This window comes from Pseudomonas gregormendelii, assembly GCF_017114825.1.
GTDB classification, from domain to species: Bacteria; Pseudomonadota; Gammaproteobacteria; order Pseudomonadales; family Pseudomonadaceae; genus Aquipseudomonas; species Aquipseudomonas gregormendelii.
This window is the reverse complement of record NZ_JADEVO010000009.1, coordinates 65,185-82,054: the sequence shown is the minus strand read 5'-3', so window position 1 is coordinate 82,054 and position 16,870 is coordinate 65,185. Positions and strand designations below refer to the sequence as shown.

At 59.9% G+C, this 16,870-nt stretch carries 14 protein-coding genes; 13 read left to right on the top strand and 1 reads right to left on the bottom strand.

Annotated features, from left to right (window positions below; genetic code table 11):
* Positions 1–400 precede the first annotated feature (400 nt).
* The 13 genes from IMW75_RS08950 (at position 401) to nuoN (ending at position 15,339) form a co-directional block, all read left to right on the top strand.
* A complete protein-coding gene (locus IMW75_RS08950) occupies positions 401–814 on the top strand; it encodes an NADH-quinone oxidoreductase subunit A (protein WP_003223812.1) in 414 nt (137 codons plus the stop codon).
* 10 nt (positions 815–824) lie between these two features.
* A complete protein-coding gene (locus tag IMW75_RS08945) occupies positions 825–1,499 on the top strand; it encodes a NuoB/complex I 20 kDa subunit family protein (protein WP_008146035.1) in 675 nt (224 codons plus the stop codon).
* Positions 1,500–1,571: 72 nt separating this feature from the next.
* Entirely contained in the window at positions 1,572–3,356 is a 1,785-nt protein-coding gene (gene nuoC, locus IMW75_RS08940) for an NADH-quinone oxidoreductase subunit C/D (protein ID WP_045062298.1), read from the top strand.
* A gap of 2 nt (positions 3,357–3,358) precedes the next feature.
* Complete coding sequence (gene nuoE, locus IMW75_RS08935; RefSeq protein WP_201204588.1) at positions 3,359–3,856, top strand: NADH-quinone oxidoreductase subunit NuoE; 498 nt, start codon at positions 3,359–3,361, stop codon at positions 3,854–3,856.
* Positions 3,853–5,208, top strand: coding sequence for an NADH-quinone oxidoreductase subunit NuoF (gene nuoF / locus IMW75_RS08930; RefSeq protein ID WP_205892402.1), 1,356 nt, complete (start codon positions 3,853–3,855; stop codon positions 5,206–5,208). The genes nuoE and nuoF overlap by 4 nt, the downstream gene beginning before the upstream one ends.
* 136 nt (positions 5,209–5,344) lie before the next feature.
* Positions 5,345–8,059, top strand: coding sequence for an NADH-quinone oxidoreductase subunit NuoG (gene nuoG / locus IMW75_RS08925; protein WP_205892401.1), 2,715 nt, complete (start codon positions 5,345–5,347; stop codon positions 8,057–8,059).
* The gene (gene nuoH, locus IMW75_RS08920; protein WP_028623953.1) at positions 8,056–9,063 is read left to right on the top strand and encodes an NADH-quinone oxidoreductase subunit NuoH; all 1,008 of its coding nucleotides are present in this window, start codon (positions 8,056–8,058) and stop codon (positions 9,061–9,063) included. Before nuoG ends, nuoH begins: the two co-directional genes overlap by 4 nt.
* Positions 9,064–9,075: 12 nt before the next feature.
* Positions 9,076–9,621, top strand: a complete 546-nt coding sequence (gene nuoI / locus IMW75_RS08915; RefSeq protein WP_205892400.1) for an NADH-quinone oxidoreductase subunit NuoI — start codon at positions 9,076–9,078, stop codon at positions 9,619–9,621.
* Positions 9,622–9,630: 9 nt separating this feature from the next.
* Positions 9,631–10,134 carry an NADH-quinone oxidoreductase subunit J gene (gene nuoJ, locus IMW75_RS08910; protein ID WP_045062310.1) on the top strand — a complete coding sequence of 168 codons (504 nt, stop codon included), beginning with the start codon at positions 9,631–9,633 and terminating at the stop codon, positions 10,132–10,134.
* Positions 10,135–10,136: 2 nt separating this feature from the next.
* Complete coding sequence (gene nuoK, locus IMW75_RS08905) at positions 10,137–10,445, top strand: NADH-quinone oxidoreductase subunit NuoK (protein WP_007905077.1); 309 nt, start codon at positions 10,137–10,139, stop codon at positions 10,443–10,445.
* A complete protein-coding gene (gene nuoL, locus IMW75_RS08900) occupies positions 10,442–12,295 on the top strand; it encodes an NADH-quinone oxidoreductase subunit L (RefSeq protein ID WP_045062313.1) in 1,854 nt (617 codons plus the stop codon). The genes nuoK and nuoL overlap by 4 nt, the downstream gene beginning before the upstream one ends.
* Positions 12,296–12,335: 40 nt before the next feature.
* On the top strand, positions 12,336–13,868 hold the full coding sequence (gene nuoM, locus IMW75_RS08895) for an NADH-quinone oxidoreductase subunit M (RefSeq protein ID WP_045062315.1): 1,533 nt from the start codon (positions 12,336–12,338) through the stop codon (positions 13,866–13,868).
* A 7-nt stretch (positions 13,869–13,875) separates the two neighbouring features.
* Positions 13,876–15,339, top strand: coding sequence for an NADH-quinone oxidoreductase subunit NuoN (nuoN, locus tag IMW75_RS08890; RefSeq protein ID WP_045062317.1), 1,464 nt, complete (start codon positions 13,876–13,878; stop codon positions 15,337–15,339).
* A 267-nt stretch (positions 15,340–15,606) separates the two neighbouring features.
* On the opposite strand, the gene IMW75_RS08885 is transcribed toward nuoN, so the two are convergent.
* Positions 15,607–16,401 carry a nucleotidyltransferase family protein gene (locus IMW75_RS08885; protein WP_205892399.1) on the bottom strand — a complete coding sequence of 265 codons (795 nt, stop codon included), beginning with the start codon at positions 16,399–16,401 and terminating at the stop codon, positions 15,607–15,609.
* Between the last annotated feature and the right edge of the window lie 469 nt (positions 16,402–16,870).

Sequence of the window (16,870 nt, the reverse complement as noted above, 5' to 3'; positions counted from 1 at the left end):
GTTCTCATCGAAGCCAGAAGGAGGATCAGGCGACAAAAAAGAGCAGCACCATGAAGAGGTCAATGGACCCGCCCAAAATGGCACCTTGAACACAGAAACCGCTCATTGAAATCGTATAACCGCCGGCAAACAGTAGTGATTATCATTTACAAGCTGTTGAATTCATTGCATCACCTGTAAAACATAATTGATTGAAAGTCGCCTAATGCCCGCGACGCATGGGCTGCGAGGCCTTTAAGGCACGCTATGTCCTTATTCCTATCAATAATTTCGCTATCTGAATTTTACTTGCACCGTGTTGTGCCATAAAATCAGCGGGATTGATTGCTGCGACATATCGTCACTGCGTTGTTTCTTTTTCAAGCTCAGAGACCTTTGCTCTCTGTTAAGGATTTCCAGCATGCCCGAAGCGACAGGACTCATGGCCCACAACTGGGGCTTTGCCATTTTCCTTCTGGGCGTCGTCGGCCTCTGTGCCTTCATGCTTGGCGTCTCCAGCCTCCTTGGGTCAAAAGCCTGGGGCCGCAGCAAAAACGAACCGTTCGAGTCGGGCATGCTACCTACAGGTGGCGCCCGCTTACGGCTCTCAGCCAAATTCTATCTGGTCGCGATGCTCTTCGTGATCTTCGATATCGAAGCCCTCTTTCTCTTTGCCTGGTCTGTGTCCGTCCGCGAAAGCGGCTGGACCGGATTCGTCGAAGCTCTCGTTTTCATAGCAATTCTGTTGGCAGGTCTTGTCTACCTGTTCCGAGTGGGCGCCCTTGACTGGGCTCCGGAAGCGCGGCGCAAGCGGCAGGCGAAGCTGAAACAATGAGGCTTTGGCAATGCAATACAATCTCACCAGGATCGACCCCGATGCTCCTAACGAGCAGTATCCGATTGGCGAGCGGGAAACCGTTTCCGATCCGTTAGAAGATCAAGTTCACAAAAACATCTTCATGGGCAAGCTCGAAGACGTGCTTAACGGCACGATCAACTGGGGGCGCAAGAACTCCCTGTGGCCGTATAACTTCGGTCTTTCGTGCTGCTACGTGGAAATGACCACCGCCTTCACGGCGCCCCACGACATCGCGCGCTTTGGCGCCGAGGTTATCCGGGCATCGCCGCGCCAGGCGGATTTCATGGTTATCGCCGGTACCTGCTTCATCAAGATGGCGCCGATCATTCAGCGTCTCTACGAGCAAATGCTCGAACCTAAATGGGTTATCTCCATGGGTTCGTGCGCCAACTCCGGTGGCATGTACGACATCTACTCCGTCGTTCAAGGGGTGGACAAGTTCCTGCCCGTGGACGTCTACGTGCCTGGCTGCCCGCCCCGTCCTGAAGCGTTTCTGCAAGGCTTGATGCTGTTGCAGGAATCGATTGGACAGGAGCGTCGTCCGCTTTCCTGGGTCGTTGGCGATCAAGGCGTGTACCGCGCCGAGATGCCTTCGCAAAAGGAACAGCGCCGCGAACAGCGAATCGCAGTCACCAACCTGCGCAGCCCCGACGAAGTCTGATCCAGATCTGCTTCTTTAGTAGAACGAGACACTGGCTTCATTCTTTACGTTGACCGAAAGCGATAAATAACCATGACTACAGGCAGTGCTCTGTACATCCCGCCTTACAAGGCAGACGACCAGGATGTGGTCGTCGAACTGAACAACCGTTTTGGCCCCGAGGCGTTCACCGCCCAGCCGACCCGCACCGGCATGCCGGTGCTTTGGGTTGCCCGCGCCAAACTTGTCGAAGTCCTCAGCTTCCTGCGCAACCTGCCCAAGCCGTACGTCATGCTCTATGACCTGCACGGCGTGGACGAGCGTCTGCGCACCAAGCGTCAAGGGCTGCCAAGCGGCGTCGACTTCACCGTGTTCTATCACCTGATGTCGATCGAACGTAACAGTGACGTGATGATCAAGGTGGCCTTGTCCGAGAGCGACCTCAGCGTACCGACCGTCACCGGCATCTGGCCGAACGCCAACTGGTACGAGCGCGAAGTCTGGGACATGTTCGGCATCGACTTCCCCGGCCACCCGCACCTGACCCGCATCATGATGCCGCCGACCTGGGAAGGTCACCCGCTACGCAAGGACTTCCCGGCGCGCGCCACCGAGTTCGACCCGTTCACCCTGACCCTGGCCAAGCAACAGCTCGAGGAAGAAGCTGCGCGCTTCAAGCCTGAAGACTGGGGCATGAAGCGTTCAGGTGCGAACGAGGACTACATGTTCCTCAACCTCGGCCCGAACCACCCTTCTGCTCACGGTGCCTTCCGCATCATCCTGCAGCTGGACGGTGAAGAGATCGTCGACTGCGTGCCGGACGTCGGTTACCACCACCGTGGTGCCGAGAAGATGGCCGAGCGTCAGTCCTGGCACAGCTTCATTCCGTACACCGACCGTATCGACTACCTCGGCGGCGTGATGAACAACCTGCCGTACGTGCTCTCGGTCGAGAAGCTGGCCGGCATCAAGGTGCCCGAGAAGGTCGACGTCATCCGCATCATGATGGCCGAGTTCTTCCGGATCACCAGCCACCTGCTGTTCCTGGGCACCTACATCCAGGACGTCGGCGCCATGACCCCGGTGTTCTTCACCTTCACCGACCGCCAGAAGGCGTACACGGTGATCGAAGCCATTACCGGTTTCCGTCTGCACCCGGCCTGGTACCGCATCGGTGGTGTCGCTCACGACCTGCCACGCGGCTGGGAAAAACTGGTGAAAGACTTCGTCGAATGGATGCCAAAGCGTCTGGACGAATACCAGAAAGCCGCACTCGACAACAGCATCCTCAAAGGCCGGACCATCGGCGTCGCCGCCTACAACACCAAGGAAGCCTTTGAATGGGGCGTCACCGGTGCAGGCTTGCGTTCGACCGGTTGCGACTTCGACCTGCGTAAAGCACGTCCGTACTCCGGCTACGAGAACTTCGAATTCGAAGTGCCGCTGGCCGCCAATGGCGATGCCTACGACCGTTGCATCGTGCGCGTCGAAGAAATGCGCCAGAGCATCAAGATCATCGAGCAGTGCATGCGCAACATGCCGGAAGGCCCGTACAAGGCGGATCACCCGCTGACGACGCCGCCACCGAAAGAGCGCACCCTGCAGCACATCGAGACCCTGATCACGCACTTCCTGCAGGTTTCGTGGGGCCCGGTCATGCCGGCCAACGAATCCTTCCAGATGATCGAAGCGACCAAGGGCATCAACAGTTATTACCTGACGAGCGATGGCGGCACCATGAGCTACCGCACCCGGATTCGCACCCCAAGCTTCCCGCACTTGCAACAGATCCCTTCGGTGATCAAAGGCGAGATGGTCGCGGACTTGATTGCGTACCTGGGTAGTATCGATTTCGTTATGGCCGACGTGGACCGCTAAGCATGAACAGCACGCTTATCCAGACAGACCGTTTCGCCCTGAGCGAAACCGAGCGCTCGGCCATCGAGCACGAGCTGCATCACTACGAAGATCCGCGCGCGGCGTCGATCGAAGCCCTGAAGATCGTCCAGAAGGAACGTGGCTGGGTGCCTGATGGCGCGCTCTACGCTATCGGCGAAATGCTCGGCATCCCGGCCAGCGACGTTGAAGGTGTGGCGACGTTCTACAGCCAGATCTTCCGTCAGCCAGTGGGTCGTCACATCATTCGCGTCTGCGACAGCATGGTCTGCTACATCGGTGGCCACGAGTCTGTGGTCAGCGAAATCCAGAGCAAGCTCGGCATCGGCCTGGGTCAGACCACCGCCGACGGTCGTTTCACCCTGCTGCCGGTCTGCTGCCTCGGCAACTGTGACAAGGCGCCGGCGTTGATGATCGACGACGACACTTTCGGTGATGTGCAGCCTGCCGGCGTTGCCAAATTGCTCGAGGGCTACGTATGACCCTGACTTCCTTTGGTCCAGCCAACCGCATCAAGCGGTCGGCCGAGACTCACCCGCTGACCTGGCGCCTGCGTGACGACGGCGAAGCCGTCTGGCTCGACGAGTACCAGGCAAAGAACGGTTATGCCGCTGCGCGCAAGGCGTTCGCCGACATGGCCCAGGACGACATCGTCCAGACCGTGAAAGACGCCGGCCTCAAGGGTCGCGGCGGTGCAGGCTTCCCCACGGGCGTGAAGTGGGGCCTGATGCCCAAAGACGAATCCATCAACATCCGCTACCTGCTGTGCAACGCGGATGAAATGGAGCCGAACACCTGGAAAGACCGCATGCTGATGGAGCAGCTGCCCCATCTGCTGATCGAAGGCATGCTGATCAGTGCTCGCGCGCTGAAAACCTACCGTGGCTACATCTTCCTGCGCGGCGAATACACCACCGCCGCCAAGCACCTCAACCGTGCCGTGGAAGAAGCCAAGGCTGCAGGCCTTCTGGGCAAGAACATCCTGGGTTCGGGTTTTGATTTCGAGCTGTTCGTCCACACCGGTGCCGGGCGTTACATCTGCGGTGAAGAAACCGCACTGATCAACTCCCTCGAAGGCCGCCGCGCCAACCCGCGCTCCAAGCCGCCCTTCCCTGCCGCCGTGGGCGTGTGGGGCAAGCCGACTTGCGTGAACAACGTTGAAACGCTGTGCAACGTGCCGGCGATCATTGCCGACGGCGTGGACTGGTACAAATCGTTGGCTCGCGCGGGCAGTGAAGACATGGGCACCAAGCTCATGGGCTTCTCCGGCAAGGTCAAGAACCCGGGCCTGTGGGAATTGCCGTTCGGCGTCACCGGTCGCGAGTTGTTCGAAGACTACGCCGGTGGCATGCGCGACGGCTTCAAGCTCAAAGCCTGGCAGCCGGGCGGCGCCGGTACCGGTTTCCTGTTGCCGGAACACCTGGACGCACAAATGTACGCCGGCGGCATCGCCAAAGTGGGCACCCGCATGGGTACCGGCCTGGCCATGGCGGTGGACGACAGCGTCAACATGGTGTCCCTGCTGCGCAACATGGAAGAGTTCTTCTCCCGTGAGTCGTGCGGTTTCTGCACCCCGTGCCGTGACGGTTTGCCGTGGAGCGTCAAGCTGCTGCGCGCAATCGAGAACGGTGAAGGGCAAGCCGGCGACATCGAGACCCTGCTGGGTCTGGTCGGTTTCCTCGGCCCGGGCAAGACCTTCTGTGCTCACGCACCGGGCGCCGTGGAGCCGTTGGGCAGCGCAATCAAATATTTCCGCCATGAGTTCGAAGCCGGCATCGCGCCTGTCAGCGCCGTCGTCCCGCCTCTGGCACGGCCGATCGTAATCGGCGCGTAAACGCTTAAAAAGGCGAAGGGCCCGTGCCCGCAGCTTTTCGTGTGATGACGCCTTGAACGGCTGTGTTGATTCACGCGAATAACAAGATTCCATTAGCCACGCCCGCTGACACCGGGCCAACGAAGAACTTTGAACCATGGCCACTATCCACGTAGACGGCAAAGAGCTCGAAGTCGACGGGGCAGACAACCTGTTACAGGCATGTCTGTCGCTAGGCCTCGATATTCCGTATTTCTGCTGGCACCCCGCCCTAGGCAGCGTTGGCGCTTGCCGCCAGTGCGCGGTCAAGCAGTACACCGACGCCAACGATACCCGTGGTCGGATCGTCATGTCCTGCATGACGCCGGCCACCGACGGCAGCTGGATCTCCATCGAAGACGAAGAAGCGAAAGTGTTTCGCGCCAGCGTCGTCGAATGGCTGATGACCAACCACCCTCACGACTGCCCGGTCTGTGAGGAAGGCGGTCACTGCCACCTGCAAGACATGACGGTGATGACCGGCCACAACGAGCGCCGTTACCGCTTCACCAAGCGTACCCACCAGAACCAGCAACTGGGCCCGTTCATTTCCCACGAAATGAACCGCTGCATCGCTTGCTACCGCTGCGTGCGCTTCTATAAGGATTACGCCGGCGGCACCGACCTCGGCGTATTCGGCGCCCACGACAACGTGTACTTCGGTCGCGTTGAAGACGGCACCCTGGAAAGCGAGTTCTCCGGTAACCTCACCGAGGTCTGCCCGACCGGTGTGTTCACCGACAAGACTCACTCCGAGCGCTACAACCGCAAGTGGGACATGCAGTTCTCGCCGAGCATCTGCCATGGTTGCTCCAGCGGTTGCAACATCTCCCCGGGCGAGCGCTACGGTGAACTGCGTCGCATCGAAAACCGCTTCAACGGTTCGGTCAACCAGTACTTCCTGTGCGACCGTGGCCGTTTCGGCTATGGCTACGTCAACCGCGAAGACCGCCCGCGTCAGCCTTTGCTGGCCAATGGCGCCAAGCTGAGCCTCGACGAAGCGCTGGATAAAGCCGCTGACCTGCTGCGCGGTCGCAACATCGTCGGTATCGGTTCGCCCCGTGCCAGCCTCGAGAGCAACTACGCGTTGCGCGAACTGGTCGGCGCCGAGCACTTCTACTCCGGTATCGAAGCCGCCGAGCTGGAACGCATTCGCCTGGTCATGCAGGTGCTTAAAGACAGCCCGCTGCCGATCCCGAACATGCGCGACATCGAAGACCACGATGCGATCTTCGTCCTCGGTGAAGACCTGACCCAGACCGCTGCCCGTATGGCACTGTCCCTGCGTCAGTCGGTCAAGGGCAAGGCTGAAGACATGGCCGACGCCATGCGCGTCCAGCCCTGGCTCGACGCCGCCGTGAAGAACATCGGCCAGCACGCGCTGAACCCGCTGTTCATCGCCAGCCTGGCTGAAACCAAGCTCGACGATATCGCCGAAGAGTGCGTCCACGCCGCTCCAGACGATCTGGCGCGCATCGGTTTCGCCGTGGCTCATGCCCTCGACGCCAGCGCTCCAGCAGTTGAAGGCCTCGACACCGAAGCCCTCGAACTGGCCCAACGCATTGCCGACGCCCTGCTTGCGGCCAAGCGTCCACTGATCATCGCCGGCACCTCCCTGGGTTCCAAGGCACTGATCCAAGCTGCTGCCAACATCGCCAAAGCCCTCAAGCTGCGCGAAAAGAACGGTTCCATCAGCATGATCGTGCCAGAGGCCAACAGCCTCGGCCTGGCCATGCTGGGTGGCAACTCGGTCGACGAAGCGCTGCAGGCCGTGATCGATGGCCAGGCCGACGCACTGGTCGTGCTGGAAAACGATCTGTACACCCGTACCGACAAGGCGCTGGTCGATGCCGCCCTGAATGCTGCGAAAGTGCTGATCGTCGCCGACCACCAGAAGACCGCCACCAGCGATCGTGCGCACCTGGTGCTGCCCGCTGCCAGCTTTGCTGAAGGCGACGGCACCCTGGTCAGCCAGGAAGGCCGCGCCCAGCGCTTCTTCCAGGTGTTCGATCCGAAGTACATGGATGCGAGCATCCTGGTCCACGAAGGCTGGCGCTGGCTGCATGCCCTGCGTGCCACCCTGCTGAACCAGCCGATCGACTGGACCCAGCTGGACCACGTTACCGCTGCCGTTGCTGCCAGCACGCCGCAACTGAACCGTATCGTCGATGCCGCGCCGTCCGCCGCGTTCCGCATCAAGGGCATGAAACTGGCCCGTGAACCGCTGCGTTACTCCGGTCGTACCGCCATGCGCGCCGACATCAGCGTGCACGAACCGCGTACGCCGCAAGACAACGACACCGCGTTCAACTTCTCGATGGAAGGTTACTCGGGCTCGGTCGAACCGCGTCAGCAAGTGCCATTCGCCTGGTCCCCGGGCTGGAACTCGCCGCAAGCCTGGAACAAGTTCCAGGACGAAGTCGGTGGTCACATCCGCGCTGGCGACCCAGGCACCCGCCTGATCGAAAGCACCGGTGATGCGCTGAACTGGTTCGCCGCTGTACCACGTGCATTCAACCCGGCTCCGGGTACCTGGCAGGTCGTGCCGTTCTTCCACCTGTTCGGCAGCGAAGAGAACTCTTCCAAGGCCGCGCCGGTTCAAGAGCGGATTCCGGCTGCCTATGCCGCTTTGGCCAAATCCGAAGCCGATCGCCTGGGTGTCAACGAGGGCGCCTTGCTCAGCTTGAACGTGGCCGGCCAGACCTTGCGTCTGCCGCTGCGGATCAACGAAGAACTGGGTGCCGGTCTGGTTGCATTGCCAGCAGGTATAGCCGGGATCCCACCGGCGATCTTCGGCAAATCCGTTGACGGTCTGCAGGAGGCAGCTCAATGACCTGGTTCACGCCTGAAGTGATTGACGTGATCATCGCGGTCCTCAAGGCCATCGTGATTCTGCTCGCCGTGGTGGTGTGCGGCGCGCTGCTGAGCTGGGTCGAGCGTCGTTTGCTCGCCCTCTGGCAGGACCGTTATGGTCCGAACCGCGTCGGCCCGTTCGGCGCGTTCCAGATCGCGGCCGACATGATCAAGATGTTCTTCAAGGAAGACTGGACACCGCCGTTCGCCGACAAGATGATCTTCACCCTGGCACCGGTCGTGGCCATGAGCGCCCTGCTGATTGCCTTCGCGATCATCCCGATCACCCCGACCTGGGGCGTGGCGGACATCAACATCGGCATCCTGTTCTTCTTCGCCATGGCTGGCCTGTCGGTTTACGCGGTGTTGTTCGCCGGCTGGTCGAGTAACAACAAGTTCGCCCTGCTGGGCAGCTTGCGGGCCTCGGCGCAGACCGTGTCGTACGAAGTGTTCATGGGCCTGTCGCTAATGGGCATCGTGATCCAGGTCGGCTCGTTCAACATGCGCGACATCGTCGAATATCAAGCGCAGAACCTGTGGTTCATCATTCCGCAGATCTTCGGTTTCCTGACCTTCTTCATCGCCGGCGTCGCCGTGACTCACCGTCACCCGTTCGACCAGCCCGAAGCGGAGCAGGAACTGGCCGACGGTTACCACATTGAATACGCCGGCATGAAATGGGGCATGTTCTTCGTTGGCGAGTACATCGGCATCGTGTTGATTTCGGCGCTGCTGGTGACCTTGTTCTTCGGTGGCTGGCATGGCCCGTTCGGTATTCTGCCGCAGATCCCGTTCATCTGGTTCGCGCTGAAAACCGCGTTCTTCATCATGATCTTCATCCTGCTGCGCGCCTCGATCCCGCGCCCACGGTATGACCAAGTGATGGATTTCAGCTGGAAGTTCTGCCTGCCGCTGACCCTCGTCAACATGCTGGTGACCGCTGCGATCGTGTTGCTCAACACGCCCGCCGTCGCGGCTCAGTGAGGATAGAGAATCATGAAGTACATTTTTGACATCGTGCATGGCTTCTTCACCCAGCTTCGCAGCCTGGTGATGATCTTCGGCCATGCCTTCCGCAAGCGTGACACGCTGCAGTACCCGGAAGAGCAGGTCTACCTGCCGCCGCGCTACCGTGGCCGTATCGTCCTGACTCGTGACCCTGATGGCGAAGAGCGTTGCGTAGCCTGCAACCTGTGCGCCGTGGCGTGCCCGGTCGGTTGCATCTCGCTGCAGAAAGCTGAAACCGATGACGGTCGCTGGTACCCGGAGTTCTTCCGCATCAACTTCTCGCGCTGCATTTTCTGCGGCCTCTGCGAGGAAGCCTGCCCGACCACCGCGATCCAGCTGACACCGGATTTCGAGATGGCCGAGTTCAAACGTCAGGACCTGGTTTACGAGAAAGAAGATCTGCTGATCTCCGGCCCCGGCAAAAACCCTGATTACAACTTCTATCGTGTTGCAGGTATGGCCATTGCCGGTAAGCCCAAGGGCGCCGCGCAAAATGAAGCCGAACCGATCAACGTGAAGAGCTTGCTGCCTTAAGGAAGAAAGATGGAATTCGCTTTCTATTTCGCATCGGGTATCGCTGTGGTGTCCACGCTTCGCGTGATCACTCACACCAACCCCGTGCACGCCCTGCTCTACCTGATCATTTCGCTGATCGCCGTGGCCATGACGTTCTTCGCCCTCGGCGCACCGTTTGCCGGTGTCCTGGAAGTGATCGCCTACGCTGGCGCCATCATGGTGCTGTTCGTGTTCGTGGTGATGATGCTCAACCTTGGCCCGGCCTCGGTTCAGCAGGAGCGCGTCTGGCTCAAGCCTGGCATCTGGCTCGGCCCGACCATCCTCGGCGCCCTGCTGCTGGCTGAGCTGCTGTATGTGCTGTTCGCCCACCAGAGCGGCCAGGCCATCGGCCACACCACCGTAGACGCCAAGGCCGTGGGCATCAGCCTGTTCGGTCCTTACCTGCTGGTGGTTGAACTCGCCTCGATGCTGCTGCTCGCTGCAGCCGTCACGGCGTTCCACTTGGGCCGTAACGAAGCCAAGGAGCAATGACGATGCCTGCTATCCCTTTGGAGCATGGTCTGGCGGTTGCCGGCATCCTGTTCTGCCTCGGTCTGGTCGGCCTGATGGTCCGCCGTAACATACTCTTCGTGCTGATGAGCCTGGAGGTCATGATGAACGCCTCCGCGTTGGCGTTCATCGTCGCCGGTAGCCGCTGGGGCCAGCCGGATGGACAGATCATGTTCATCCTGGTGATCAGCCTGGCAGCCGCCGAGGCCAGTATTGGCCTGGCGATTCTGTTGCAGCTGTATCGCCGCTTCCACACTCTCGATATCGACGCTGCCAGCGAGATGCGCGGATGAATCTTCTCTATCTGACTTTCGTATTCCCTCTCATCGGTTTCCTGCTGCTGTCGTTCTCTCGGGGACGCTTTTCGGAAAACCTTTCGGCGCTGATCGGCGTCGGCTCCATCGGCCTGTCTGCCATCGTCACGGCCTACGTGATCTGGCAATTCAACGTCGCCCCGCCGGAAGGCGGCCACTACACCCAGGTGTTGTGGCAGTGGATGGCGGTTGAAGGCTTCACGCCGAACTTCGCCCTGTACCTGGATGGCCTGTCCGTAACCATGCTCGGCGTGGTAGTGGGCGTCGGTTTCCTGATTCACCTGTTCGCCTCCTGGTACATGCGCGGTGAAGACGGTTACTCGCGCTTCTTCGCCTACACCAACCTGTTTATCGCCAGCATGCTGTTCCTGATCCTGGGCGATAACCTGTTGTTCCTGTACTTCGGCTGGGAAGGCGTGGGCCTGTGCTCGTACCTGTTGATCGGTTTCTACTACAGCAACCGCAACAACGGAAACGCGGCACTCAAGGCCTTTATCGTGACCCGCATAGGCGACGTGTTCATGGCCATCGGCCTGTTCATCCTGTTCGTGCAACTGGGCACTCTCAATGTCCAGGAGCTGCTGGTACTGGCACCGCAGAAGTTCCAGGTCGGTGATTTCTGGATCGTCCTGGCGACCCTGATGCTGCTGGGTGGCGCCGTGGGTAAATCCGCGCAACTGCCACTGCAAACCTGGCTGGCGGACGCGATGGCCGGTCCGACTCCGGTTTCGGCACTGATCCACGCCGCGACCATGGTCACCGCCGGTGTCTACCTGATTGCCCGTACCCACGGCCTGTTTGCACTGGCCCCGGACATCCTGCAACTGGTCGGCATCGTCGGCGGTGTGACCCTGGTGCTGGCCGGTTTTGCCGCACTGGTGCAAACCGACATCAAACGCATCCTCGCCTACTCGACCATGAGCCAGATCGGCTACATGTTCCTGGCGTTGGGCGTTGGTGCCTGGGATGGCGCGATCTTCCACCTGATGACCCACGCCTTCTTCAAGGCGCTGCTGTTCCTCGCTTCCGGTGCGGTGATTGTTGCCTGCCACCACGAGCAGAACATCTTCAAGATGGGCGGCCTGTGGAAAAAACTGCCACTGGCCTATGCCAGCTTCATCGTCGGCGGCGCGGCCTTGTCGGCCCTGCCACTGGTGACCGCAGGCTTCTACTCCAAGGACGAAATCCTCTGGGAAGCGTTTGCCAGCGGCAACCACGGTCTGCTGTATGCAGGTCTGGTCGGCGCGTTCATGACCTCGCTGTACACCTTCCGCCTGATCTTCATCGCGTTCCACGGTGAAGCGAAGACTGAAGCCCACGCCGGTCATGGCATCGCCCACTGGCTGCCCCTGTCGGTGTTGATCGTATTGTCCACCGCCATCGGCGCGATGATCGTTCCGCCACTGCACGGTGTGTTGCCGCAAAGCGTCGGCCATGCCGGCGGCGAAGCCAAGCACAGTCTGGAAATCGCCTCGGGCGCCATCGCCCTGGCCGGTATCCTGCTGGCCGCGCTGCTGTTCCTCGGCAAGCGTCGTTTCGTTACTGCAATCGCCAACAGCGGCATTGGCCGCTTCCTTTCGGCCTGGTGGTTCGCTGCCTGGGGCTTCGACTGGATCTACGACAAACTGTTCGTCAAGCCATACCTGGCGATCAGCCACGTGCTGCGCAAAGACCCGCTGGACCAGACCATCGGCCTGATCCCGCGTATGGCCAAGGGCGGTCACACCGCCTTGAGCCGTACCGAAACCGGTCAACTGCGTTGGTACGCGGCCTCGATGGCAGCCGGCTCCGTGCTGGTCATCGGCGCCATTGTGCTGGTAGCGGTCTGAATATGAACCTTGCGAACTTGCGAAAGGAATTGAGCCCGTCATGATTCTGCCTTGGCTAATCCTGATCCCCTTCATCGGCGGCCTGCTGTGCTGGATGGCTGAGCGCTTCGGCGCTACCCTCCCGCGCTGGATTGCGCTGATCACCATGTCCCTGTTGCTCGCTCTTGGCCTCTGGCTGTGGGCAACCGGCAACTATTCATTTGCCCCGGCGCCTGGCGCCGATCCAACCTGGGCGCTTGAGTTCAAGCACACCTGGATCCAGCGTTTCGGCATCAGCGTGCACCTGGCCCTCGACGGCCTGTCGCTGTTGATGATCCTGCTGACCGGCCTGCTGGGTATCCTCTCGGTACTGTGCTCGTGGAAAGAGATCCAGCGACACGTTGGCTTCTTCCACCTGAACCTGATGTGGATCCTGGGCGGTGTCGTCGGCGTGTTCCTCGCCCTCGACCTGTTCATGTTCTTCTTCTTCTGGGAAATGATGCTGGTGCCGATGTACTTCCTCATCGCGCTCTGGGGTCACAGTTCTTCGGACGGCAAGAAAACCCGGATCTACGCGGCGACCAAATTCTTCATCTTCACCCAGGCTTCCGGCCTGATCATGTTGGTGGCGATCCTCGGTCTGGTACTGGTCAACTTCAACAACACCGGCGTGATCACGTTCAACTACGCCGACCTGTTGAAAACCAAGATGTCGCTCACTACCGAGTACATCCTGATGCTGGGCTTCTTCATTGCCTTCGCGGTGAAGCTGCCAGTCGTGCCGTTCCACTCCTGGTTGCCTGATGCTCACGCCCAGGCGCCAACCGCAGGTTCGGTCGACCTGGCCGGTATCCTGTTGAAAACGGCCGCCTACGGCCTGCTGCGTTTCGCCTTGCCGCTGTTCCCGAATGCCTCGGCCGAGTTCGCGCCGATCGCCATGACCCTGGGTCTGATCGGGATTTTCTACGGCGCATTCCTGGCGTTCGCGCAAACCGACATCAAGCGTCTGATTGCCTTCTCGTCCGTTTCCCACATGGGCTTCGTGCTGATCGGCATCTATTCCGGCAGCCAGCTCGCGCTGCAGGGCGCAGTGATGCAGATGCTGGCGCACGGTGTCTCGGCAGCCGCGCTCTTTATCCTCAGCGGCCAGTTGTATGAGCGCACCCATACCCGCGACATGCGCCAGATGGGTGGCCTGTGGTCGAAGATCGCCTACCTGCCCGCCATCAGCCTGTTCTTTGCTGCCGCGTCCCTGGGCTTGCCGGGTACGGGTAACTTTGTGGGCGAGTTCCTGATCCTGCTCGGCACGTTCGCCAGCGCTCCATGGATCACATCGATTGCCACGACCGGCCTGGTGTTCGGTTCGGTGTACTCGCTGATCATGATTCACCGTGCCTACTTCGGCCCGTCCAAATCGGACGCGGTGCTGCATGGCATGGATGCTCGCGAACTGATCATGGTGCTGGGCCTTGCGGTACTGCTGATTTACCTCGGCGTATACCCGCAACCGTTCCTCGATACCTCTGCCGCCACGATGCATGGCGTGCAGCAATGGCTCAGTACCGCCTTCACTCAACTCGCTTCGGCCCGGTAAGAGCGCTATGGAATTCACGACTCAACACTTTATCGCGCTGGCGCCGCTGTTGATCACCACCATCACGATCATCGTGGTGATGCTGGCGATTGCCTGGCGCCGTAACCACTCGCAGACCTTCCTGATTTCCGTGGCAGGTCTGAACCTGGCGCTGCTGTCGATCCTGCCAGCCCTGAAAGTTGCGCCTCTGGCCGTGACCCCATTGCTGCAGATCGATAGCTTCGCCTGCCTGTACATGGCGCTGATCCTGGTCGCCACCCTCGCTTGTGTAACCCTCGCCCACGCCTACCTCGGCGATGGGGGTTCGGGTTACCCGGGCAACCGTGAAGAACTTTACCTGCTGATCCTGATGTCCGCCCTGGGCGGCCTGGTGCTGGTCAGCGCGCAGCACTTGGCCGGCTTGTTCATCGGTCTGGAACTGCTGTCGGTGCCGGTCTACGGTCTGGTGGCGTATGCCTTCTTCAACAAGCGTTCGCTGGAAGCCGGCATCAAATACATGGTGCTGTCGGCCGCCGGTTCCGCATTCCTGTTGTTCGGCATGGCCCTGCTGTATGCCGATTCCGGCAGCCTGAGCTTCGTCGGTATTGGCCAGGCCCTGGCGGCCACCGGCCTGCCAAGTTCGCTGGCACAACTGGGCCTGGGCATGATGCTGGTCGGTCTGGCATTCAAGCTGTCGCTGGTACCGTTCCACCTCTGGACCCCGGACGTTTACGAAGGTGCTCCGGCACCGGTGGCCGCGTTCCTGGCCACTGCGTCGAAAGTCGCTGTGTTCGCCGTGATGGTGCGTCTGTTCCAGATCTCCCCAGCCGCAAGCAGCGGTGTGCTGAGTGACGTGCTGACCATCATCGCCATCGCGTCGATTTTGTTCGGTAACCTGCTGGCCCTGACCCAGAGCAATCTCAAGCGTCTGCTGGGTTACTCGTCTATCGCGCACTTCGGTTACCTGCTGATCGCCCTGGTGGCGAGCAAGGGCCTGGCCGTGGAAGCCATCGGCGTGTACCTGGTCACCTACGTCATCACCAGCCTCGGCGCCTTCGGCGTGATCACGCTGATGTCCTCGCCGTACAACGGCCGTGACGCCGATGCCCTGTACGAATACCGCGGCCTGTTCTGGCGCCGTCCGTACCTGACTGCGGTACTGACCGTGATGATGCTGTCCCTGGCCGGTATCCCGCTGACTGCGGGCTTCATCGGCAAGTTCTACATCATCGCCACCGGCGTCGAGTCGCATCAATGGTGGCTCGTCGGTTCCCTGGTACTGGGCAGCGCCATCGGCGTCTTCTACTACTTGCGCGTGATGGTCACCCTGTACCTGATCGAGCCGAACCTGCGTCGCCACGATGCGCAACTGCACTGGGAACAACGTGCAGGCGGCGTGATGCTGCTGGCCATCGCTGTGGTCGCCTTCTTCCTCGGCGTGTACCCACAGCCGTTGCTGACCCTGGTTCAGCAGGCGGTATTGGCCGGTTGATCGCTTGGCGGTAATCGGTAGAAAACAAAACGGCACCTTCGGGTGCCGTTTTTTGTGGCGAGGGGGCTTGCTCCCGCTGGACTCCCCAGCGCCCCGTTCGGGTGGATCCGGTGGGCCAGGCACATCAGGATAAGCGTACGTTGGGGGCAGGTTCCAGTTTTTTGGGTATGGCAGCATGCGCTGTGGGCGGGTTAATCATAGCCAAGCGCATGCCCATCCAGCTATGGCTGAAACCTGTCTGCTTAGAGGTTTAGAAGCGCCATCACGCTATCCTTTAGGTAGGGTACCGCGACGTGCTTGCCCCTCGAGCATCCAGCCAATAAAGGATCTGAGGGTCGTCGAAAAAGTATTTGCTTCGGAGTCTGGCGCCCTTGCATGCCTCAGGAAATATTCAATTTTATGTTTCATTTCTGGAGCGACTCGTAAAAAGAGCTCTACATAATCCTCAAGTGAGAGAGGCCACGATTGTTCCTGATCCAGACGCAGAATGTTCGTCGACCTGATGAGTTTTCGGGACGCCTCCCGCTGCAAGCGCAGTAGTTGCTCGGTGTCAGTCGTACACTCAATCGACGTGGCGTATTGCCTTAGCACCCGAGCGAAGTCGCCGTTGACTGCCATTGCGATCTCGCGTGAGGGCTTAAAACGTTGAAACTCGCTGCTAAGGTCACTCCCCCATACACACCGGCAATGATGTTTTAGCCAGTAGCCCCAGCTAAAATGGTTCTCAGGAGCCAGAGTTTCAGTGCGAGTTCCTACATCGAAATCAATCTTGGTGACTTCTGGATGTCGTTCCTCTAACTCTTCCTTTATACGCTCTAGCTGGCTGTTATAAAGTTCAATTTGACCATTGATCAGCAGGGTCACATCCAGGTCTGACTCACCTGGTCTCGCTTGTCCGCGGGCAACGCTGCCATATAGGTAGATGCTATCTACTACCGTCCCGAGCGCCTCGACCAAGGTCGAGCAGACATCTCCGACAACACTCTCAAACTCTGGTTGGAGATTGACAGCTGGCATGGTCTTAATAAATCCCTCAGCATCTGTGCCATGCCCCTTATCCATGAAAACTGTCCGATTGGTTGGCGACGGTAGTGATCGTTCGATGAGCTGAAACCGGAGTTGAAAAAAGACGGTAGACCTCGTGTTGGAAGCAATGCAATAGCATAGACCAATGATCGATTAGGAATTGTCGCAATAACAAACGCGAGCAAGCCCGCTCCCACAGTGGATCTCCGGTGAACACAAAATGTGTGAACGCCTGCGGTTAACTGTGGGAGCGGGCTTGCCCGCGAAAGCGTCAGGCCAGTCGAAACCTGTGGTGCCTGACACTCTGCAATCGCGAGCAGGCTCGCTCCCACAGTGGATCTCCGGTGAACACAAAATGTGTGAACGCCTGCGGTTAATTGTGGGAGCGGGCTTGCCCGCGAAAGCGTCAGGCCAGTCGAAACCTGTGGTGCCTGACACTCTGCAATCGCGAGCAGGCTCGCTCCCACAGTGGATCTCCGGTGAACACAAAATGTGTGAACGCCTG